Genomic DNA, 17,293 nt, shown 5'->3' with positions numbered 1-17,293 from the left:
CCGACCGGGGCGTACGCGTACGACGGGCAGTTGCGGAGCGTCGGTAGGAATTCAGGCGTGGTGTGGAGTTATCCACAGGTTCGGCGGTTGCGGATTGTGTGCGCGTAGCCTCGCAAAGTGAAGTTCGGGGCTGGACGGCCCGCCTCATTCCGGCTGGCGGGTGTGGCTGAGCGGCGCTCCGGCAGGGTGCGGCGAACTCGGTGACGAGTGCGCGAGTGCCACGCGGCAGGTGGCTGGGTCAGGTGTCTGAGGCCCGAGAAGCTGGGGAAGCGCGCGGTGAGGCGCGCGGAGGGGAGTCGGTATGTGGGTGACGGGGGGTGGCGCCGGTGCCTGGCGCGCGGCAGCGGGGGACGGTAGGCGTCGGACTGCTGTACTGCCTGCTGTGAGACCGATGCTCGGCTGGAGGCTTGCCGCGACGTTGGGTCTGGCGGCAGGCGCAGTGCTGGCTCGGGCTGTGGCAGGCGAAAAGCAGCCAGATAGGAAACAGCGCTGCAGGTGCACGAGCGAACTCGGGGAGCAGAGGACGCGTCCGGCTTCAGGAGAGCGGTGGGCCGGGCGAGAAGGGGCGTCCAGGGGTACAGGCGTCCGGGGTGGCGGTGATGGACGTGACCGCCATCCGCGTCGGTGGGCCGAGAGGCGCACCACAGCTGGCGGGCGCCGGAGCACCGTCGGTCCGCTGATCGACGACAACGTGCCAGGTGCGGCCGTCGGAATGCGTGACGGTGACAATCCAGGAGGGGGAAGCCACCGGAACCGCCCCGTCACCCGACGCCGACCCATCGCGCCACCGCGCTTCGGGCCGCACCGCGTCGGTCCGTACGACGTCGAGTGCGTCCGCCCGCTGCTCCCGGATCAGCTCGCGGACCGCAAGGTCAGCGGCCTGAGCCGGCCGGTCCCACGTCGAGCGGCCGCGGCAGTGGTCGAGCCCGACTCGGCCGTGACGCGCCGCTTCCACGACGTCCTTGACCAACTGAGCCGAGGCTCGTCCGTAGGCGTAGCCGTAGGGCAGGACGAAAAGCGTGGGGCTGAAGCGATGTCCGCCGATGTGGGTGACTTCCCAGGTCGCAGAACTACTGGCGGCGAGCTCGGTGGCCAACGGGCGGCCGAGGATGGCGCAGCAGCGATCCCTCTTGCCGTTCGTGCATACAAGAACCACAGGATCTCCGGTGTACGGCTCCCAGAGGCCACCATGCTCGCCCGCGCCCAAGGAGGCGAAGTCCAGCCCAAGAGCCGTCCGCGGGTCGGAGACGGTGGTGGTGCGGATCCAGGAACGGCCCGGAGCGGTGTGTGCGAGGAACAGCCGACGCCGGGGGACACCGTGGCAGTCGGCGTGCCGTCCCGGCCGGCGGATCAGGGCGACGCGTACGCCTGTCCCCTCTGCCGCGGCGTCCAGGGCCCGGCCGACGTGCGGGTCGAGGTGGCTGTCCGTCAGCGCCTTGGCTCCCCACGGTCCGGTCTGCTCGATGAGCAGCCAGGTGAGGGCTGTGGCTGCCGTCCCGGCGACGGGTTCGGCCGATTCACGGGAAGCGGTAGCGCAGGTGCTCACAAAGGTGAGCCTAACTCGGAGTGTCTGACCTCGGATCCTGGGAGGGTGAGGGAGGAGGCCACCACGAGTGGCGGCGGTTGGTCATGCTTGCGGTACGGCGGTGTCGGGCAGGGAAGTCGCGCGCTGCGGCGACGTTCCGGGACGTCACGGCGACGAAGGCCGGCTCCGACGAGGTCACGGACGGGTCGTCGGAACGTGTGACTGAGCGCTGCGCGGGCCGTCAGACCGGGCACAGCGCCGTGGTAAGTCCGGTGAGTGTTTCCCGGAACCGTACGAGCAATGTGGGTGTGCGGCCCGGCGTGAGGGCGTTGGGGCGACGTTCTGGTGAGCGCTGCGTGTGTACGCGGCGTGGAGCTGCGTGGCCCGAGTGGTGAGCTTTGCCGCAGCGTAGCGCGAGACGTTCCGCAGCCGCCGCATGAGACGGCACACGGCTCAGCGTCTCGGATCTGGGTCCGGTGTGGGATTGCCGTGGCATGGCATGGCGACTTCATTTGCCGATACCGGGGAGGGCCCGCCTGGCGACGGCGGCATGCGAATGCCTGCGGTGGTACGGGGCCCGCTGAGGTCATAGGCGCTGCTCGTTGGCAGACGCGGCTCGGGGGCTGTCCCGTAGGCAGTCCGTTACGATCGACAGCTCGTTCGCCGCCGGTTCGGGCGGCACGCCACCCGCACTATGGAGGCACCCCCTTGGCCACGCAGCAGATCCCGGTCGTCGTGCTCGCGGGGTTTCTGGGGTCGGGTAAGACGACGCTCCTCAACCACCTGCTCCGCGCCGGCGACGGCACCCGTATCGGTGCGATCGTCAATGACTTCGGCAGCATCGAGATCGATGCGATGACCGTCGCAGGGCAGGTGGATTCGATGGTGTCGCTCGGCAACGGCTGTCTGTGCTGTGCCGTCGACACCAGCGAGCTGGACACCTATCTGGAGCGGCTGGCCCGCCCTGCCGCCCGTATCGACGTGATCGTCATCGAAGCCAGTGGCCTGGCCGAGCCGCAGGAACTCATCCGGATGATCCTGGCCAGTGACAACGACCGGATCGTTTATGGCGGACTGATCGAGGTCGTCGACGCCGCCGAGTTCGCGGAGACCCGGGTCCGGCATCCCGAACTGGACCGACACGTGGGCATCGCGGATCTCGTGGTGCTCAACAAGGCCGACCGGATCGGGGATGCGGCGCGTCAGGAGCTCCTGGACACGCTGGCGGATCTTGCTCCCGGACGTCCAGTGCTCTGCACGGCGTACGGGCGGATCGATCCGGAGCTGTTCTTCGACAGGGGAGCAGGGGAGGACCGTGACGCAGTCGTACGGCAGCTGACCTTCGAGGATGTGTTGCGCGAAGCCGCCGCTAATGGGGAGCCGGGGTACGGAACCGAGGACGGCGTCGAGTACGGGCCACACGAGGGGCATGAGCACGGCCATCAGGGCTGTCACAACGACTGCCATGAGCATGTGGGGCATCTTCATGCCGCGTACCAGAGCGTGGAGTTCACCTCGGACGAGCCGATGCATCCGCGGCGACTGATGGATTTCCTCGACAGTCGCCCTGCCGGCCTGTACCGCATCAAAGGCTTCGTGTACTTCGATGTCCCGGAGAACCGTCAGAAGTTCACGCTGCACGCGGTCGGTGACTTCCTGCGCTTCTATCCCTCGCCGTGGCCGAAGGGCGAGGAGCCGTGCACCCAACTGGTGATGATCGGGAGTGGCATCGATGCTCACGCGTTGCGCAAGGAACTGGAGAACTGCCGGCAGGCCGCCCCTTCGGATGCTGACGTGAACAGCATGTGGGGCGTGTTGCGGTTCGTGGCTTCGCAGGAGGAGTGAGCGCCGAGGCAAGCCCCTTGACGCGATGAGCGGCCCACGGGGAGGGGTTCCTTCCTGTGTCGTGGATTGACGTCGTGGGAGGGGGCGGGGCGAACGCCGGCAACAGCCATCACGAATCAACGGTGGCCACCGCTGCAATGGCGACCAGCTGCCCCAACCCCAGCCACCTCACGGCTCGGCACCCGCTTACGCTGCGCCGGCGCACCCGCCGCCGAGCCGTCGGCGACCGGCTCCTCCCCAGGGGCTGCCCCGGAACATGCACGAGTGACTTCCCCAGCACGGGCAAAGGTGACTCCCTCGGCACACGCAAGGGTGACTTCCCCGGAGCGCAACTGACGCCGCCGAGCCCGTTCTTCACGGGTCCGGCGGCGTCAGTCGTCAGAGCTTGCGGGAACGCGCGGTTACACCGGTCCGGCCAGTGCCGCCACCGGCTTCGCCAGCGGCATTCCGGAGCCGTCCCTGCGGGAGTCCGGCTCCGGCAGGGGGACCGGGGCGCCCTTCGCGTCCGCGGCCCGCACCGGAGCGGTGCCGGCCCAGGCCATCGTCAGGCAGTCCTCGCCCTTCAGGAACCGCTGGCAGCGCACACCGCCGGTCGCCCGGCCCTTGCGCGGATACTGGTCGAACGGCGTGAGCTTGGCCGTCGCCACCGAGTCGTCCAGGGTGCCGTGCGACCCGGCGACCGTGAACACCATGGCATCGGCGGCCGGATCGACCGCCGAGAAGGCGATCACCCGCGCGCCCTCGCCCAGCTTGATGCCCGCCATACCGCCCGCCGGACGGCCCTGCGGCCGTACCTGCGACGCCGGATAGCGCAGCAGCTGCGCCTCGTTGGTGATGAAGACCAGGTCCTCCTCACCCGTGCGCAGCTCGGCCGCGCCCACGATGCGGTCGCCCTCCTTGAGGGCGATGACCTCCAACTCGTCCTTGTTGGACGGGTAGTCGGGCACCACGCGCTTCACAACGCCCTGTTCGGTGCCGAGTGCGAGGCCCGGCGAGGACTCGTCCAGCGTCGTGAGGCAGATCAGGTCCTCGCCCTCCTGGAGGGTCAGGAACTCCGAGACCTGCGCGCCACCGGAGAGGTTGGGGGCCGCCGCGGTCTCCGGGAGCTGTGGCAGATCGACCACGGAGAGCCTCAGCAGCCGCCCGAGCGATGTCACCGCGCCGACCTCGCCACGAGTGGTGGCCGGCACCGCCGAGAAGATCACATCGTGCTTGACGCGCTTGGCATCGGCGTCGAACGGCGTCTCGCTCGTGGCGGTGCGCGCCAGCAGACCGGTGGAGGACAGCAGCACCCGGCAGGGGGCGTCGGCCACCTCCAGCGGGACCGCCGTGACGGGCGCACCCGCCGACTCCAGCAGGACGGTCCGGCGCGGCGTGGCGAACTTCTTGGCGACCGTGGCCAGCTCGTTGGAGACCAGCTTCCGGAGTTCCGCGTCCGACTCCAGGATCCGGGTCAGCTCCTCGATCTCGGACCGCAGCCGGTCGCGCTCCGATTCCAGCTCGATCCGGTCGAACTTGGTCAGCCGGCGCAGCGGGGTGTCGAGGATGTACTGGGTCTGGATGTCGCTCAGCGAGAAGCGCTCCATCAGGCGCTCCTTGGCCTGCGCGCTGTTCTCACTGGAGCGGATCAGGCGGATGACCTCGTCGATGTCGACCAGGGCGGTCAGCAGGCCTTCGACCAGGTGGAGCCGGTCGCGCCGCTTGGTGCGGCGGAACTCGCTGCGCCGGCGCACCACGTCGAAGCGGTGGTCGACATAGACCTCCAGGAGCTCCTTGAGGCCCAGCGTCAGCGGCTGGCCGTCCACCAGGGCGACGTTGTTGATGCCGAAGGACTCTTCCATCGGCGTGAGCTTGTAGAGCTGCTCCAGGACGGCCTCGGGGTTGAAGCCGTTCTTGACCTCGATCACCAGGCGCAGGCCGTGTTCGCGGTCTGTGAGGTCCTTGACGTCCGCGATGCCCTGGAGCTTCTTCGACCCGACCAGGTCCTTGATCTTGGAGATGACCTTCTCCGGGCCCACCGTGAAGGGGAGTTCGGTGACGACCAGGCCCTTCCGGCGGGCGGTCACGTTCTCCACCGTGGCCGTCGCCCGGATCTTGAACGTGCCGCGACCCTTCTCGTACGCGTCCCGTACCCCGCCCAGGCCGACGATCCGGCCGCCCGTCGGCAGGTCCGGACCCGGCACGAAGCGCATCAGGGTGTCCAGATCGGCGTTCGGGTGCTTGATCAGATGGCGGGCGGCGGCGATCACCTCGCCCAGGTTGTGCGGCGGCATGTTCGTCGCCATGCCGACCGCGATACCGGACGTCCCGTTGACGAGGAGGTTCGGATACGCGGCGGGGAGGGCGACCGGCTCCTGTTCCTGGCCGTCGTAGTTCGGCGCGAAGTCGACGGTGTCCTCGTCGATGGACTCCGTCATCAGGGACGTCGCCGACGCCATCCGGCACTCCGTGTACCGCATCGCGGCGGGCGGGTCGTCATTGCCCAGCGAGCCGAAGTTGCCGTGCCCGTCCACCAGGGGCAGCCGCATCGAGAACGGCTGCGCCATGCGCACCAGGGCGTCGTAGATCGACGCGTCGCCGTGCGGGTGGAGCTTACCCATCACCTCGCCGACCACCCGGGCGCACTTCACGTAGCCGCGGTCGGGGCGCAGGCCCATCTCGTTCATCTGGTAGAGGATGCGGCGGTGTACGGGCTTGAGCCCGTCGCGGGCGTCCGGCAGGGCGCGGGAGTAGATGACCGAATACGCGTACTCAAGGAAGGAACCCTGCATCTCGTCGACGACGTCGATGTCGAGGATCCTCTCCTCGAAGTCGTCCGGCGGCGGGGTCTTCGTGCTGCGGCGGGCCATCGCGGCTGCGGCTCCTTCTGCTGCGTCTACTGCCGATGTTGGATCAACGCTCTGGATCAACGCTGTGGTCGACCGGCCGGGGATCGGCCGGTGAGTCTGCCTGAGTCTGACGCGGACCATTGTGGACCGCCCCACTGACAACGCCGACCGCGACTCCCCCCTTCCCCCTCCGCGGGGGCTCGGCACGGCGCACGTTCGGGGCCTTCCTCACGGGAACTTCGCCAGATGCCGACGCGGTTGCATACAGTGACAGAACTTCCTCGCAAGCGGATCGAAGGGACGTACATGCCCATGGGTCACACGGCCACAGAACAAGCCGGCTCCGGCGGCCTGACAGCGACCGAGCACCGGCTGGCCAACGGCCTGCGCGTGGTGCTCTCCGAAGACCACCTGACGCCGGTGGCGGCGGTCTGCCTGTGGTACGACGTCGGCTCGCGCCATGAGGTCAAGGGCCGTACCGGCCTGGCTCACCTCTTCGAGCACCTGATGTTCCAGGGTTCCGCACAGGTCAAGGGCAACGGCCACTTCGAGCTCGTCCAGGGCGCCGGCGGCTCGCTCAACGGGACCACGAGCTTCGAGCGGACCAACTACTTCGAGACCATGCCCGCCCACGAGCTGGAGCTCGCCCTCTGGCTGGAGGCGGACCGCATGGGCTCGCTGCTCACGGCCCTCGACGAGGAGTCCCTGGAGAACCAGCGCGACGTCGTCAAGAACGAGCGCCGCCAGCGCTACGACAACGTTCCTTACGGCACGGCGTTCGAGAAGCTGACGGCCATGGCGTACCCGGAGGGTCACCCGTACCACCACACCCCCATCGGGTCGATGGCCGATCTCGACGCGGCCTCTCTGGAGGACGCGCGGGCCTTCTTCCGCACGTACTACGCGCCCAACAACGCCGTCCTCTCGATCGTCGGCGACATCGACTCCGAGCAGACGCTGGCCTGGGTCGAGAAGTACTTCGGTTCGATCCCGTCGCACGACGGCAAGCAGCCGCCGCGCGACGGCAGCCTGCCCGAGACCATCGGCAGCCAGCTGCGCACCGTCGTCGAGGAGGACGTCCCCTCCCGCGCCCTGATGGCGGCCTACCGCCTTCCGCACGACGGCACCCGTGAGGCGGACGCCGCCGACCTCGCGCTCACCGTCCTGGGCGGCGGCGAGTCCTCCCGCCTGTACAACCGCCTGGTGCGCCGCGACCGCAGCGCCGTCGCCGCGGGCTTCGGCCTGCTGCGGCTGTCGGGCGCGCCCTCGCTGGGCTGGCTGGACGTGAAGACGTCCGGCGGTGTGGAGGTCGCCGCCATCGAGGCCGCGGTCGACGAGGAGCTGGCCCGCTTCGCCGACGAGGGGCCGACCCCGGAAGAAATGGAGCGGGCCCAGGCCCAGCTGGAGCGCGAATGGCTGGACCGCCTCGCGACGGTCAGTGGCCGTGCGGACGAACTGTGCCGCTTCGCCGTCCTGTTCGGCGATCCGCAGCTCGCGCTGACCGCCGTGCAGCGCGTCCTGGAGATCTCCCCGCTGGAGGTGCAGGCGGTCGCCAAGGCCCGGCTGCGCCCCGACAACCGCGCCGTGCTCGTCTACGAGCCCACCGAGCAGACCGACGCCGCCGATACCGAGGAAGAGGAGGCGGCGCAGTGAACGACGCCACCACCCGCGACGACGCCCCTGTGAGCACCATGGACTTCCACCCGCAGCCCCAGGGGGGCGCGCCCAAGCCGTGGGCGTTCCCGGCCCCCGAGCGCAGCCAACTGCCCAACGGCCTCACCCTCCTGACCAGCCACCGCCCCGGCCAGCAGGTCGTCGCCGTCGAGATCAACCTCGTCGCCCCCCTGGACGCCGAGCCCGAGGGCCTGGACGGCGTCGCCACGATCATGGCGCGCGCCCTGTCGGAGGGCACCGACAAGCACACCGCCGAGGAGTTCGCGGCCGAGCTGGAGCGCTGCGGCGCCACTTTGGACGCGCACGCCGACCACCCCGGCGTTCGGGTCTCCCTGGAGGTTCCGGCCTCCCGGCTGCCGCGTGCGCTCGCCCTGCTCGCCGACGCGCTGCGCGCCCCCGCCTTCCCGGACAGCGAGATCGAGCGGCTCGTCCGCAACCGCCTCGACGAGATCCCGCACGAGCTCGCCAACCCGGCGCGGCGCGCCGCGATGGCGCTGTCCAAGGAGCTGTTCCCGGCCACCGCCCGGATGTCCCGGCCCCGCCAGGGCACCGAGGAGACCGTGGCGCGCGTCGACGCCGGGGCCGTCCGAGCCTTCTACGACGCGCATGTGCGGCCCGCCACGAGCACCGCCGTCATCGTCGGCGACTTCACCGGCGTCGACCTGGACGCGGCCCTCGCCGACACCCTGGGCGCCTGGACCGGATCCACCGCCGAGCCGCTGAAGCCCGCGCCGATCGTCGCCGACGACAGCGGCCGGGTGGTGATCGTGGACCGACCCGGCGCCGTTCAGACGCAGCTGCTCATCGGCCGGACCGGACCCGACCGGCACGACCGGGTGTGGCCCGCGCAGGTGCTCGGCACGTACTGCCTGGGCGGCACGCTCACCTCCCGACTGGACCGTGTGCTGCGGGAGGAGAAGGGCTACACCTACGGGGTGCGCGCCTTCGGGCAGGTGCTGCGGTCCTCCGCACCCTCGTCCCCCGAGGGCGCCACGGGTGCCTCGCTGCTGGCCATCAGCGGCTCGGTGGACACCGCCTCCACGGGACCGGCCCTTGAGGACCTGTGGACGGTGCTGCGCACCCTCGCGGCAGAGGGGCTGACCGACGCCGAACGCGATGTCGCGGTGCAGAACCTCGTCGGCGTCGCGCCGCTGAAGTACGAGACCGCGGCGGCCGTCGCCGGCACGCTCGCCGACCAGGTGGAGCAGCACCTCCCGGACGACTTCCAGGCGCAGTTGTACGTCCGCCTCGCGGAGACCGGCACGGTCGAGGCGACCGCGGCGGCCGTCAGCGCGTTCCCGGTGGACCGCCTGGTGACGGTTCTGGTGGGCGACGCGGAGCAGATCGTGGAGCCCGTCAAGGCGCTGGGGATCGGCGAGGTGACGGTCGTCGGCGGCTAGCGTCCGCGGCATGACTGCCCGTCGTGCGACGGCTGGTCACGTGGCGTCAGAGCGGCTCCCGTGGTGGTCACCCGCCACGGGAGCCGTCGCATGTCCGCCGCCGGCCGCAGCGAGCCCGCAGCCCGTTTCCACGTGTCACTGTGCTCTTGCCGGACGGGTACGCCGCGTGTCGCGTCCGTACCGCCGGCCCGCTTCCGCGTTGCGGGTCCGTGCCGCCGATGTCCCGTCCCGCGCTGCTGGTTGCCCTTCCGAGGTGTGGCGTCTCGCACAAACAGCCGATTCTGTTTGCCGATTGAAAGTTGTCCCGTTTAGCGTCGGTCCGGCTGTTCGTCACAAGACCGCCACAACAGTGGCACCGGACAGCCATCGCCGAGTCCCCGTACGGCGCGAGCCAGGGGAGCCGGGGACCCACATGTCCCTTGGGGTGAATCGGGCCTCTCTCCGGAGGAGCCCGTAGGAGACCTTCCTGCTCCGAACCCGTCAGCTAACCCGGTAGGCGAGAGGGAAGGAAAGGACCAGCCAGTACATGGCGTTCACCCGTGCCACCGGGAAGCACCGCCGTGCGAGCCGCACCGCTCGTACGACCCGCAACATCGCCGGCATAGCCACCTTCGCGGTCTCCGGTGTCGTCGCCTCCATGGCGTCGCCCGCGCTGGCCGCCACCGGCGAGGCGGCGCACCACGACACCGGACTCCAGCAGGCCGTCGTCGTGGGTGACGAGCTCGCCGGCCGGATCGAGGCCCAGGCCGACGCGCAGCAGGCGGCAGCCGAGGCCGCCGCCGCGAAGGCGAAGGCCGAGGCCGAGGCCAAGCGGCGCGCCGAGGAGGCCAAGAAGAGGGCCGAGGCGGAGCGGGCGGCCAAGGAGCGCGCCGCCCGCGAGGCCGAGCGCAAGCGCCTCAACACCTTCGTCGCCCCCGTGGACGGCTCCTACGTCTCCACCCCGTACAAGGCGTCGAGCGGCTTGTGGTCCTCGGGCAGTCACACCGGTATCGACTTCCACGCCGCCTACGGGACGTCCGTCCACGCCGTGGGCTCGGGCACCGTCGTGGAGGCCGGCTGGGGCGGTGCGTACGGCAACAACATCGTGATCAAGATGAACGACGGTACGTACACCCAATACGGTCACCTGTCGTCCATCGGCGTCTCCGTCGGCCAGACCGTCACCCCCGGCCAGCAGATCGCCCTCTCCGGCAACACCGGCAACACCACCGGTCCGCACCTCCACTTCGAGGCCCGCACCGGCCCCGAGTACGGCTCGGATATCGACCCCGTCGCCTACCTCCGCTCGCACGGCGTCAACGTCTGACCTTCCCGCCGCATCGCGCGTCCCCCAGGAGCTCCGGCCCGCCCCCCATACGGGCCGGGGCTCCGCGGTATCCGCCGCATCCGGTCGTATTCGCCCTCGCCGTCTCCGCAGGGCCGGGTGTCCGGCCGGTCCACCGGCCACTGGACCTCCGCCGCATCGGCCAAAAAATATCGATAAATTCACGGCATCCGCAGGAAACCTCGTCCTGGTCGAATAGAGTCAGGGAAAGGCGCCGATCGGCGGCGTTTCGAGGGGAATACGGCGGAGGCACGGACGATGCGAGGCCACATTTCCGCGCATGCGGTGTGCACAGCGATTCGCGACGATATCGTCTCCGGCGTGCTCGCGCCGGGAAGCCGGTTGATCGAGGACATTCTCGCCGCGCGTTACGGAGTCTCCAGAGTCCCGGTGCGTGAAGCGCTGCGCACCCTCCAGTCCGAGGGCTTCGTCACCACCCGCCACCACGCGGGCGCCTGCGTCGCCGAACCCACCGAGCAGGAGGCAGCCGACCTCCTGGACATCCGCGCCCTCCTGGAGCCGATGGGCGCCGCCCGCGCGGCCGTCCGCCGCAGCCCCGCCCACCTCAAGGTGCTCCGCGGCCTGGTGCGGCTCGGCCGGGAGCGCGCCCGGCACGGTCACCCCGCGGATCTGCGCCAACTGGACGGCTGGTTCCATGAAACGCTCGCCCAGGCGGCCGGCAGCTCCAGCCTCACGGCGCTGCTCACCCAACTGCGGCGCAAGATCGAGTGGATGTACGTCGTGGAGCCGACGGCCCGGGTCGCCGACGCCTGGGACGAACACGGCGCCGTACTGGACGCGGTGGCGCGGAGCGACGCCGAACGGGCCCGTGCCCTGATGGCGGCCCACATCGAGCGCTCCCTTCCGGTGCACCGGCTGCGGCGCCCCGCCGCGGCGGCCGTGAGCGATTCGAAACGGCCCGTCAACACGGCGCGTGTGCGGAATTAACACGCGGGCCGTATACAAAGAGGTACGGAAAGGCTCTTGCGCGGGCCGCGATGACTCCTGTGCGGGCCGGAATGCGTTTCTGTATTTCCGCGGGGCGTGTCGGGGGATGGGTAGGCGCGTCCGGTATTCCGTCGTTTTTCGCCCGAGATGGTCGCTGATTCTCGCGGGATGTCATTTCCCGTGAGCTGAATTTCCGCGTCGTTCGGTCCGGATATCCGCTTCCCGTATTCGCCGGCGGTTCCGTGATGCGCCAGAGGTCCCGTCATGCCGGCCCTGTGTGCCGAGTGCCGGACCGAGGACAGCGAAACGGCCCCGTCGCGCGACCGTTTCCGGTCGTCGCGGCGGGGCCGCATCGGTGGAAGTCCCGGCGGGCCGGCGGGTGAGAGCGGGTCCGCGGAAGTCTTCGAGTGGCTTCAGACGGTCTCGGGGAGCTCTTCCAGGCCCTCCGTGACCAGCTTGGCCAGGCGGTCGAGCGCGGCCTCGGCGCCCTCGGCGTCAGAGGCGAGCACGATCTCCTCGCCACCCTGGGCGCCCAGGCCGAGCACGGCGAGCATGGAGGCCGCGTTGACGGGGTTGCCATCGGCCTTGGCGATCGTCATGGGGACACCGGACGCGGTGGCCGCACGGACGAAGATCGACGCGGGGCGGGCGTGCAGGCCCTCGGCCCAACCGACATTGACGCGGCGCTCAGCCATGGTGTTGCCCTTCAAGTCGTGACTGTTGTCTAGACCAGTCTCTCACGCTGTGGGGGGTGCTCCCACAGCCCTTCGTCCTGACCTCCAGGTCCGGCTTCCCGGCCGTTTCTCCCGGCCGTTCGACCCGCCGGAGACGTCCCTGCGACCGAGCGTACGCACGCCGAGCCGGCTGTCAGTGCCCGGCCGTACGCTGTCGGCATGCAGACGCCGCCTGATCATGCGTACCCGACCCACTGGGAAGCCGATGTGGTGCTGCGCGACGGCGGGACGGCGCGCATCCGCCCCATCACGCCCGACGACGCCGAGCGGCTGGTCTCCTTCTACGAGCAGGTCTCGGACGAGTCGAAGTACTACCGCTTCTTCGCGCCCTATCCGCGTCTGTCCGACCGCGACGTCCACCGTTTCACCCACCACGACTACGTGGACCGCGTCGGCCTGGCCGCCACCGTGGGCGGCGAGTTCATCGCCACCGTCCGCTACGACCGGATCGACGACCGGGGCCTGCCCGCCAAGAGCCCCGACGACGACCAGGCCGAGGTCGCCTTCCTGGTCCAGGACGCCCACCAGGGCCGCGGTGTCGCCTCCGCCCTCCTGGAGCACATCGCGGCGGTCGCCAGGGAGCGCGGCATCCGCCGGTTCGCCGCCGAGGTGCTGCCCGCCAACTCCAAGATGATCAAGGTGTTCACGGACGCCGGCTACACCCAGAAGCGCACCTTCGAGGACGGCGTGGTCCGCCTGGAGTTCGACCTCGAACCGACCGAGCAGTCCATGGCCGTGATGCGCGGCCGGGAGCAGCGCGCCGAAGCACGCTCCGTCCAGCGGCTGCTCGCCCCCGGTTCGGTCGCCGTCCTCGGCACCGGCCGCGCCCCCGGCGGCGTCGGCCGCACCGCGCTGCGCCACGTCCTCGACTCCGGCTTCACCGGCCGCCTGTACGCCGTCAACCACGCCTTCCCCGAAGACCTGCGGCTCCTGGAGCCCGAGGGAGTCCCCGCCGCCCGTACGCTGCGCGAGATCACCGAGCCGGTCGACCTGGCCGTCATCGCCGTCCCCGCGGCCGGCGTCCCCGACGTGGTCCGCGACTGCGGCGAACACGGCGTCCAGGGGCTGCTGATCCTGTCCTCCGGTTACGCCGAGGCCGGCCCCGAGGGCCGTGAGAGGCAGCGCGCGCTGCTCCGTCAGGCCCGCTCCTACGGCATGCGCCTCATCGGGCCCAACGCCTTCGGCCTGATCAACACCGCCCCCGATGCCCGGCTGAACGCCTCCCTCGCTCCCCGGATGCCCGGCGCCGGCCGGATCGGCCTGTTCACCCAGTCCGGCGCCATCGGCATCGCCCTCCTCAGCGGACTGCACGCGCGCGGCCCCGGTGACGGCGGTATCGCGGGCATCTCCGCCTTCGTCTCGGCCGGCAACCGCGCCGACGTCTCCGGCAACGACCTCCTCCAGTACTGGTACGACGACCCGGACACCGACGTCGCGATCCTCTACCTGGAGTCCATCGGCAACCCCCGCAAGTTCGCCCGGCTCGCCCGCCGCACCGCCGCCGTCAAACCGGTCGTGGTCGCCAAGGGCGCCCGGCACACCGGCACCGCCCCCCTGGGCCACGCCGTCCCCACCGTCCGCATCCCCGACAGCACCGTCGCCGCCCTGATGCGCCAGGCCGGCGTGATCCGCGTCGACACGGTCACCGAACTCATCGACGCGGGGCTGCTGCTCGCCTCCCAGCCGCTGCCCTCGGGCCCGCGCATCGCCATCCTGGGCAACGCCGAGTCGCTGGCGCTGCTGGCGTACGACGCCTGCCTCACCGAGGGGCTGCGCCCGCAGCGCCCCCGTGTGCTCGCCTCCGACGCGACCCCCGAGGACTTCCGTGCCGCGCTCGCCGAGGTGCTGGCCGGCGACGGCTGCGACGCCGTCGTCGTCACCGCCATCCCGTGGGTGGGGGAGGAGGCCGCCGGCTCCCCGGGCGGCAGCGGCGAGGGCGCCTCACTGGCAGCCGCCCTGCGCGCCGCGGTCACCGCCGACCCGGGCAAGCCGGTCACGGTCGTCCACCTCGCGATGGACGACCTCGCCGAGGCCCTCGCGGCACCGCCCGGCCCGCAGGAGCCGGCGGCCCCGGCCCCTGACGGCGGGCCGTCTCGCCCGGAGACGCCCGAGAGGTCCCCGGCGCAGCCGCCCGCCCCGCCCCTCCCGCCCCACCCCCCGATGCCGCCGCACCCCCCGGCCTCCTCGTACGCCCCCGGTCCGCCCGGCCCGCCGCCCGTCCCGGGTGTCCGGCAGACCGCCCCCGATGCCGAGGCGCCCGCCGCGCCCCGCCCCCGCCCCGCCCTGATCCCCGCCTATCCCGCCGCCGAGCGCGCCGTCCGCTCGCTCGCCGAGGCCGTCCGGTATGCGGCCTGGCGCCGGGCGGCGGCCGAGCCGGGCCGGGTGCCCGATTACGACGACATCCAGGAGGCCGCGGCCGGTGCCGACGTCGAGCGGCTGCTGGACCAGCTCACCCAGGGCGTCGCCCCCGGCCGCTCCGTACGGCTGCCGTCCGCCGACGCCGAGGCCCTGCTCGCCCGCTACGGCATCCACGCCCGCCCCGCCCTCCCGGCCCCCGACCCGGACACCGCCGTCCGCGCCGCCGCCCGGCTCGGCTATCCCGTCGCCCTCAAGACCATCGCCCCCCATCTGCGGCACCGCGCCGACCTCGGCGGCGTCCGCCTCGACATCGCCGGCGAGCCCGAACTCCGCCGTACGTACGCCGAATTGACCGATTTCCTCGGTTCCCCCCAGGAGCTGCAACCGGTCGTCCAGGCGATGGTGCCGCGCGGTGTCGACACGGTCGTCCGCGCCGCCATCGACCCCGCAGCCGGCGCCGTGCTCTCCTTCGGGCTGGCCGGTGCCCCCTCCCAGCTGCTCGGCGACATAGCCCACCGATTGATTCCGGCCACCGACCGCGAGGTCAGCGAGCAGATCCGGTCGATCCGCAGCGCCCCGCTGCTGTTCGGCTGGCGCGGGTCCCAGCCCGTCGACACCGCCGCCCTGGAGGAGCTGCTGCTGCGGGTCTCCCGGCTGGTCGACGACCACCCCGAGGTGGTCGGCGTCGACCTCGAACCGGTCGTGGTCGCCCCGCACGGCCTCGCGGTCCTCGGAGCCGCCGTCCGGATCGCCAGGCCGCCCGCCACCACCGACCTCGGCCCCCGCCGACTGCCCGTCTACTGAGGCTCTCGCGGCCCGGTACGCCCCGTAAGATGGACCCCATGGCTAAGACCGGTACGACGACCCAGGGGCTGCGCGCGGCGATCGAGCGCAGTGGCTATTACCCGACGCTCGTGGCCGAGGCGGTGCAGGCCGCGGTGGGCGGCGAGCCGGTCGTGTCGTACCTGGTCCACCAGGAGACGACGTTCGACGCCAACGAGGTCCGCCGCCATGTCACGGTCCTGGTCCTGACCGGCACCCGCTTCATCGTCAGCCACACCGACGAGCAGGCCGCCGACGCCACCTCCCCGTCCCCGTACGCCACGACCTCCACCGAGTCCGTCAAGCTCGGCCGGATCTCGTCCGTGGTGCTCAGCCGGGTCGTCGCCAACCCCGAGTCGTACACCCCCGGCCAGCTGCCCCGCGAGGTCGTGCTGACCATCGGCTGGGGCGCGGTCGCGCGCCTCGACCTGGAGCCCGCCAGCTGCGGCGACCCCAACTGCGACGCGGACCACGGCTACACGGGCTCGTCCACCGCCGACGACCTCTCGCTGCGGGTCAGCGAAGCCGGCGACGGCCCGGACTCGGTACGCGAGACCCTCGCCTTCGCCCAGGCGCTCTCCGAGGCCACCGCGGCCACCACCAGCACTCGCTGATGGCGCACACCGCTCCCGCCTGGCCGGAGCCGGAACCGCTCGACCCGCTCAGCGCCCCGGTACCCCCGTACGGCACCGGCTCGCTCTCCGATCTGCTGCCGACCATCGTTGCCGGACAGGGCGTCCGCGACCTCGTCACCACGATGGAGCTGGCCCCTTCCGACCGGGCCTGCGTCTTCCTGATCGACGGCCTCGGCTGGGAGCTGCTGCGCGCCCACCCGGACGAGGCACCGTTCCTCAGCTCCCTTCTGGGCACCTCGTTCAACGGCAGCGGCCGCCCGTTCACCTCCGGCTTCCCCGCCACCACCGCCACCTCCCTCGCCTCGGTCGGCACCGGCCTGCCACCGGGCGCCCACGGCCTGCCCGGATACACCTGCGAGGATCCGGCCACCGGCGCGCTGATGAACCAGCTGCGCTGGCGCCCGTGGACCGATCCGCACGCCTGGCAGCCGTATCCGACGATCTTCCAGCTCGCCGACGCCGCGGGCATCCACACCTGCCAGGTCTCCGCACCGGACTTCGAGCACACCCCGCTCACCAAGGTCGCGCTCAGCGGCGGCACGTTCCACGGCCGGCTCTCCGGAGAGGAGCGGATGGACCTCGCCGCCGAGCAATTGGCCGCCGGCGACCGCTCGCTGGTCTACACGTACTACTCCGAGGTGGACGGCAAGGGCCACCGCTACGGCGTCGACTCCGACGCATGGCGCGGCCAGCTGATGTACGTCGACCGGCTCGCCCAGCGGCTGGCCGAGCAACTCCCGCCGCGCAGCGCCCTCTACATCACCGCCGACCACGGCATGATCGACGTGCCGTTCGACCCCGACTCCCGGATCGACTTCGACGAGGACTGGGAACTGCGCGCCGGCGTCCGCCTGTTGGGCGGCGAGGGGCGGGCCCGGCATGTGTACGCCCACCGGGGTGCCGCCGCCGATGTCCTCGCCGTCTGGCGCGAGGTGGTCGGCGACCAGATGTGGGTGGCGAGCCGCGAAGAGGCCATCGCCGCGGGCTGGTTCGGTCCGCGTGTCGACGACCGGGTGCGCGGCCGGATCGGCGACGTGGTCGCCGCCGCCCACGCCGACATGGCCGTCATCGCGACCGAACGGGAGCCCAACGAGTCGAAGATGGTCGGCCTGCACGGCTCGATGACCGCCGTGGAGCAGCTGGTGCCGCTCTTGGAAGTCCGCACCTGACCCGCGAGGCCCCGCCCGACCCGGTCCGCGC

11 protein-coding genes and 1 riboswitch are annotated in these 17,293 nt (G+C 71.3%); of the genes, 8 read left to right on the top strand and 3 right to left on the bottom strand.

The features are described 5' to 3' along the window. Nucleotides 1-535: 535 nt before the first annotated feature. Nucleotides 536-1,546 (bottom strand): sucrase ferredoxin, encoded by a 1,011-nt coding sequence (locus GR130_RS30570; protein ID WP_159507690.1) that lies wholly within the window; start codon nucleotides 1,544-1,546, stop codon nucleotides 536-538. A 687-nt stretch (nucleotides 1,547-2,233) separates the two neighbouring features. On the opposite strand from GR130_RS30570, the gene GR130_RS30565 reads away from it, so the two are divergent. Next, entirely contained in the window at nucleotides 2,234-3,370 is a 1,137-nt protein-coding gene (locus GR130_RS30565) for a CobW family GTP-binding protein (RefSeq protein ID WP_159507689.1), read from the top strand. 401 nt (nucleotides 3,371-3,771) lie between these two features. On the opposite strand, the gene GR130_RS30560 is transcribed toward GR130_RS30565, so the two are convergent. Further along, a complete protein-coding gene (locus GR130_RS30560; RefSeq protein WP_159507688.1) occupies nucleotides 3,772-6,219 on the bottom strand; it encodes a DNA gyrase/topoisomerase IV subunit A in 2,448 nt (815 codons plus the stop codon). Nucleotides 6,220-6,510: 291 nt separating this feature from the next. Here GR130_RS30560 and GR130_RS30555 point away from each other — a divergent pair, with 291 nt between their 5' ends. The 4 genes from GR130_RS30555 (at nucleotide 6,511) to GR130_RS30540 (ending at nucleotide 11,544) form a co-directional block, all read left to right on the top strand. Then, nucleotides 6,511-7,851 carry a M16 family metallopeptidase gene (locus GR130_RS30555; protein ID WP_159510323.1) on the top strand — a complete coding sequence of 447 codons (1,341 nt, stop codon included), beginning with the start codon at nucleotides 6,511-6,513 and terminating at the stop codon, nucleotides 7,849-7,851. A 38-nt stretch (nucleotides 7,852-7,889) separates the two neighbouring features. Beyond that, nucleotides 7,890-9,272 (top strand): M16 family metallopeptidase, encoded by a 1,383-nt coding sequence (locus GR130_RS30550; RefSeq protein WP_159510322.1) that lies wholly within the window; start codon nucleotides 7,890-7,892, stop codon nucleotides 9,270-9,272. A gap of 357 nt (nucleotides 9,273-9,629) precedes the next feature. Continuing rightward, nucleotides 9,630-9,786, top strand: a riboswitch (cyclic di-AMP (ydaO/yuaA leader). A 12-nt stretch (nucleotides 9,787-9,798) separates the two neighbouring features. Further along, complete coding sequence (locus GR130_RS30545) at nucleotides 9,799-10,578, top strand: M23 family metallopeptidase (RefSeq protein ID WP_159507687.1); 780 nt, start codon at nucleotides 9,799-9,801, stop codon at nucleotides 10,576-10,578. A 276-nt stretch (nucleotides 10,579-10,854) separates the two neighbouring features. Further along, nucleotides 10,855-11,544 carry a GntR family transcriptional regulator gene (locus tag GR130_RS30540; protein ID WP_159507686.1) on the top strand — a complete coding sequence of 230 codons (690 nt, stop codon included), beginning with the start codon at nucleotides 10,855-10,857 and terminating at the stop codon, nucleotides 11,542-11,544. Between the two features lie 413 nt (nucleotides 11,545-11,957). Here GR130_RS30540 and GR130_RS30535 read toward each other — a convergent pair whose 3' ends face one another. Then, nucleotides 11,958-12,239 carry an HPr family phosphocarrier protein gene (locus tag GR130_RS30535; protein ID WP_159507685.1) on the bottom strand — a complete coding sequence of 94 codons (282 nt, stop codon included), beginning with the start codon at nucleotides 12,237-12,239 and terminating at the stop codon, nucleotides 11,958-11,960. Nucleotides 12,240-12,437: 198 nt separating this feature from the next. Here GR130_RS30535 and GR130_RS30530 point away from each other — a divergent pair, with 198 nt between their 5' ends. The 3 genes from GR130_RS30530 to GR130_RS30520 are packed head-to-tail and all read left to right on the top strand — an operon-like array spanning nucleotide 12,438 to nucleotide 17,262. Further along, a complete protein-coding gene (locus tag GR130_RS30530; RefSeq protein ID WP_159507684.1) occupies nucleotides 12,438-15,440 on the top strand; it encodes a bifunctional acetate--CoA ligase family protein/GNAT family N-acetyltransferase in 3,003 nt (1,000 codons plus the stop codon). Between the two features lie 38 nt (nucleotides 15,441-15,478). Beyond that, nucleotides 15,479-16,072, top strand: coding sequence for a DUF5998 family protein (locus GR130_RS30525; RefSeq protein ID WP_016571516.1), 594 nt, complete (start codon nucleotides 15,479-15,481; stop codon nucleotides 16,070-16,072). After that, the gene (locus GR130_RS30520) at nucleotides 16,072-17,262 is read left to right on the top strand and encodes an alkaline phosphatase family protein (protein WP_159507683.1); all 1,191 of its coding nucleotides are present in this window, start codon (nucleotides 16,072-16,074) and stop codon (nucleotides 17,260-17,262) included. Before GR130_RS30525 ends, GR130_RS30520 begins: the two co-directional genes overlap by 1 nt. The last annotated feature ends 31 nt before the right edge of the window (nucleotides 17,263-17,293 follow it).

The sequence above is a fragment of the Streptomyces sp. GS7 genome (assembly GCF_009834125.1).
Classification (GTDB): Bacteria; Actinomycetota; Actinomycetes; order Streptomycetales; family Streptomycetaceae; genus Streptomyces.
Note: the sequence above shows the minus strand (reverse complement) of the source record. Positions and strands in the feature narration are given on the sequence as shown.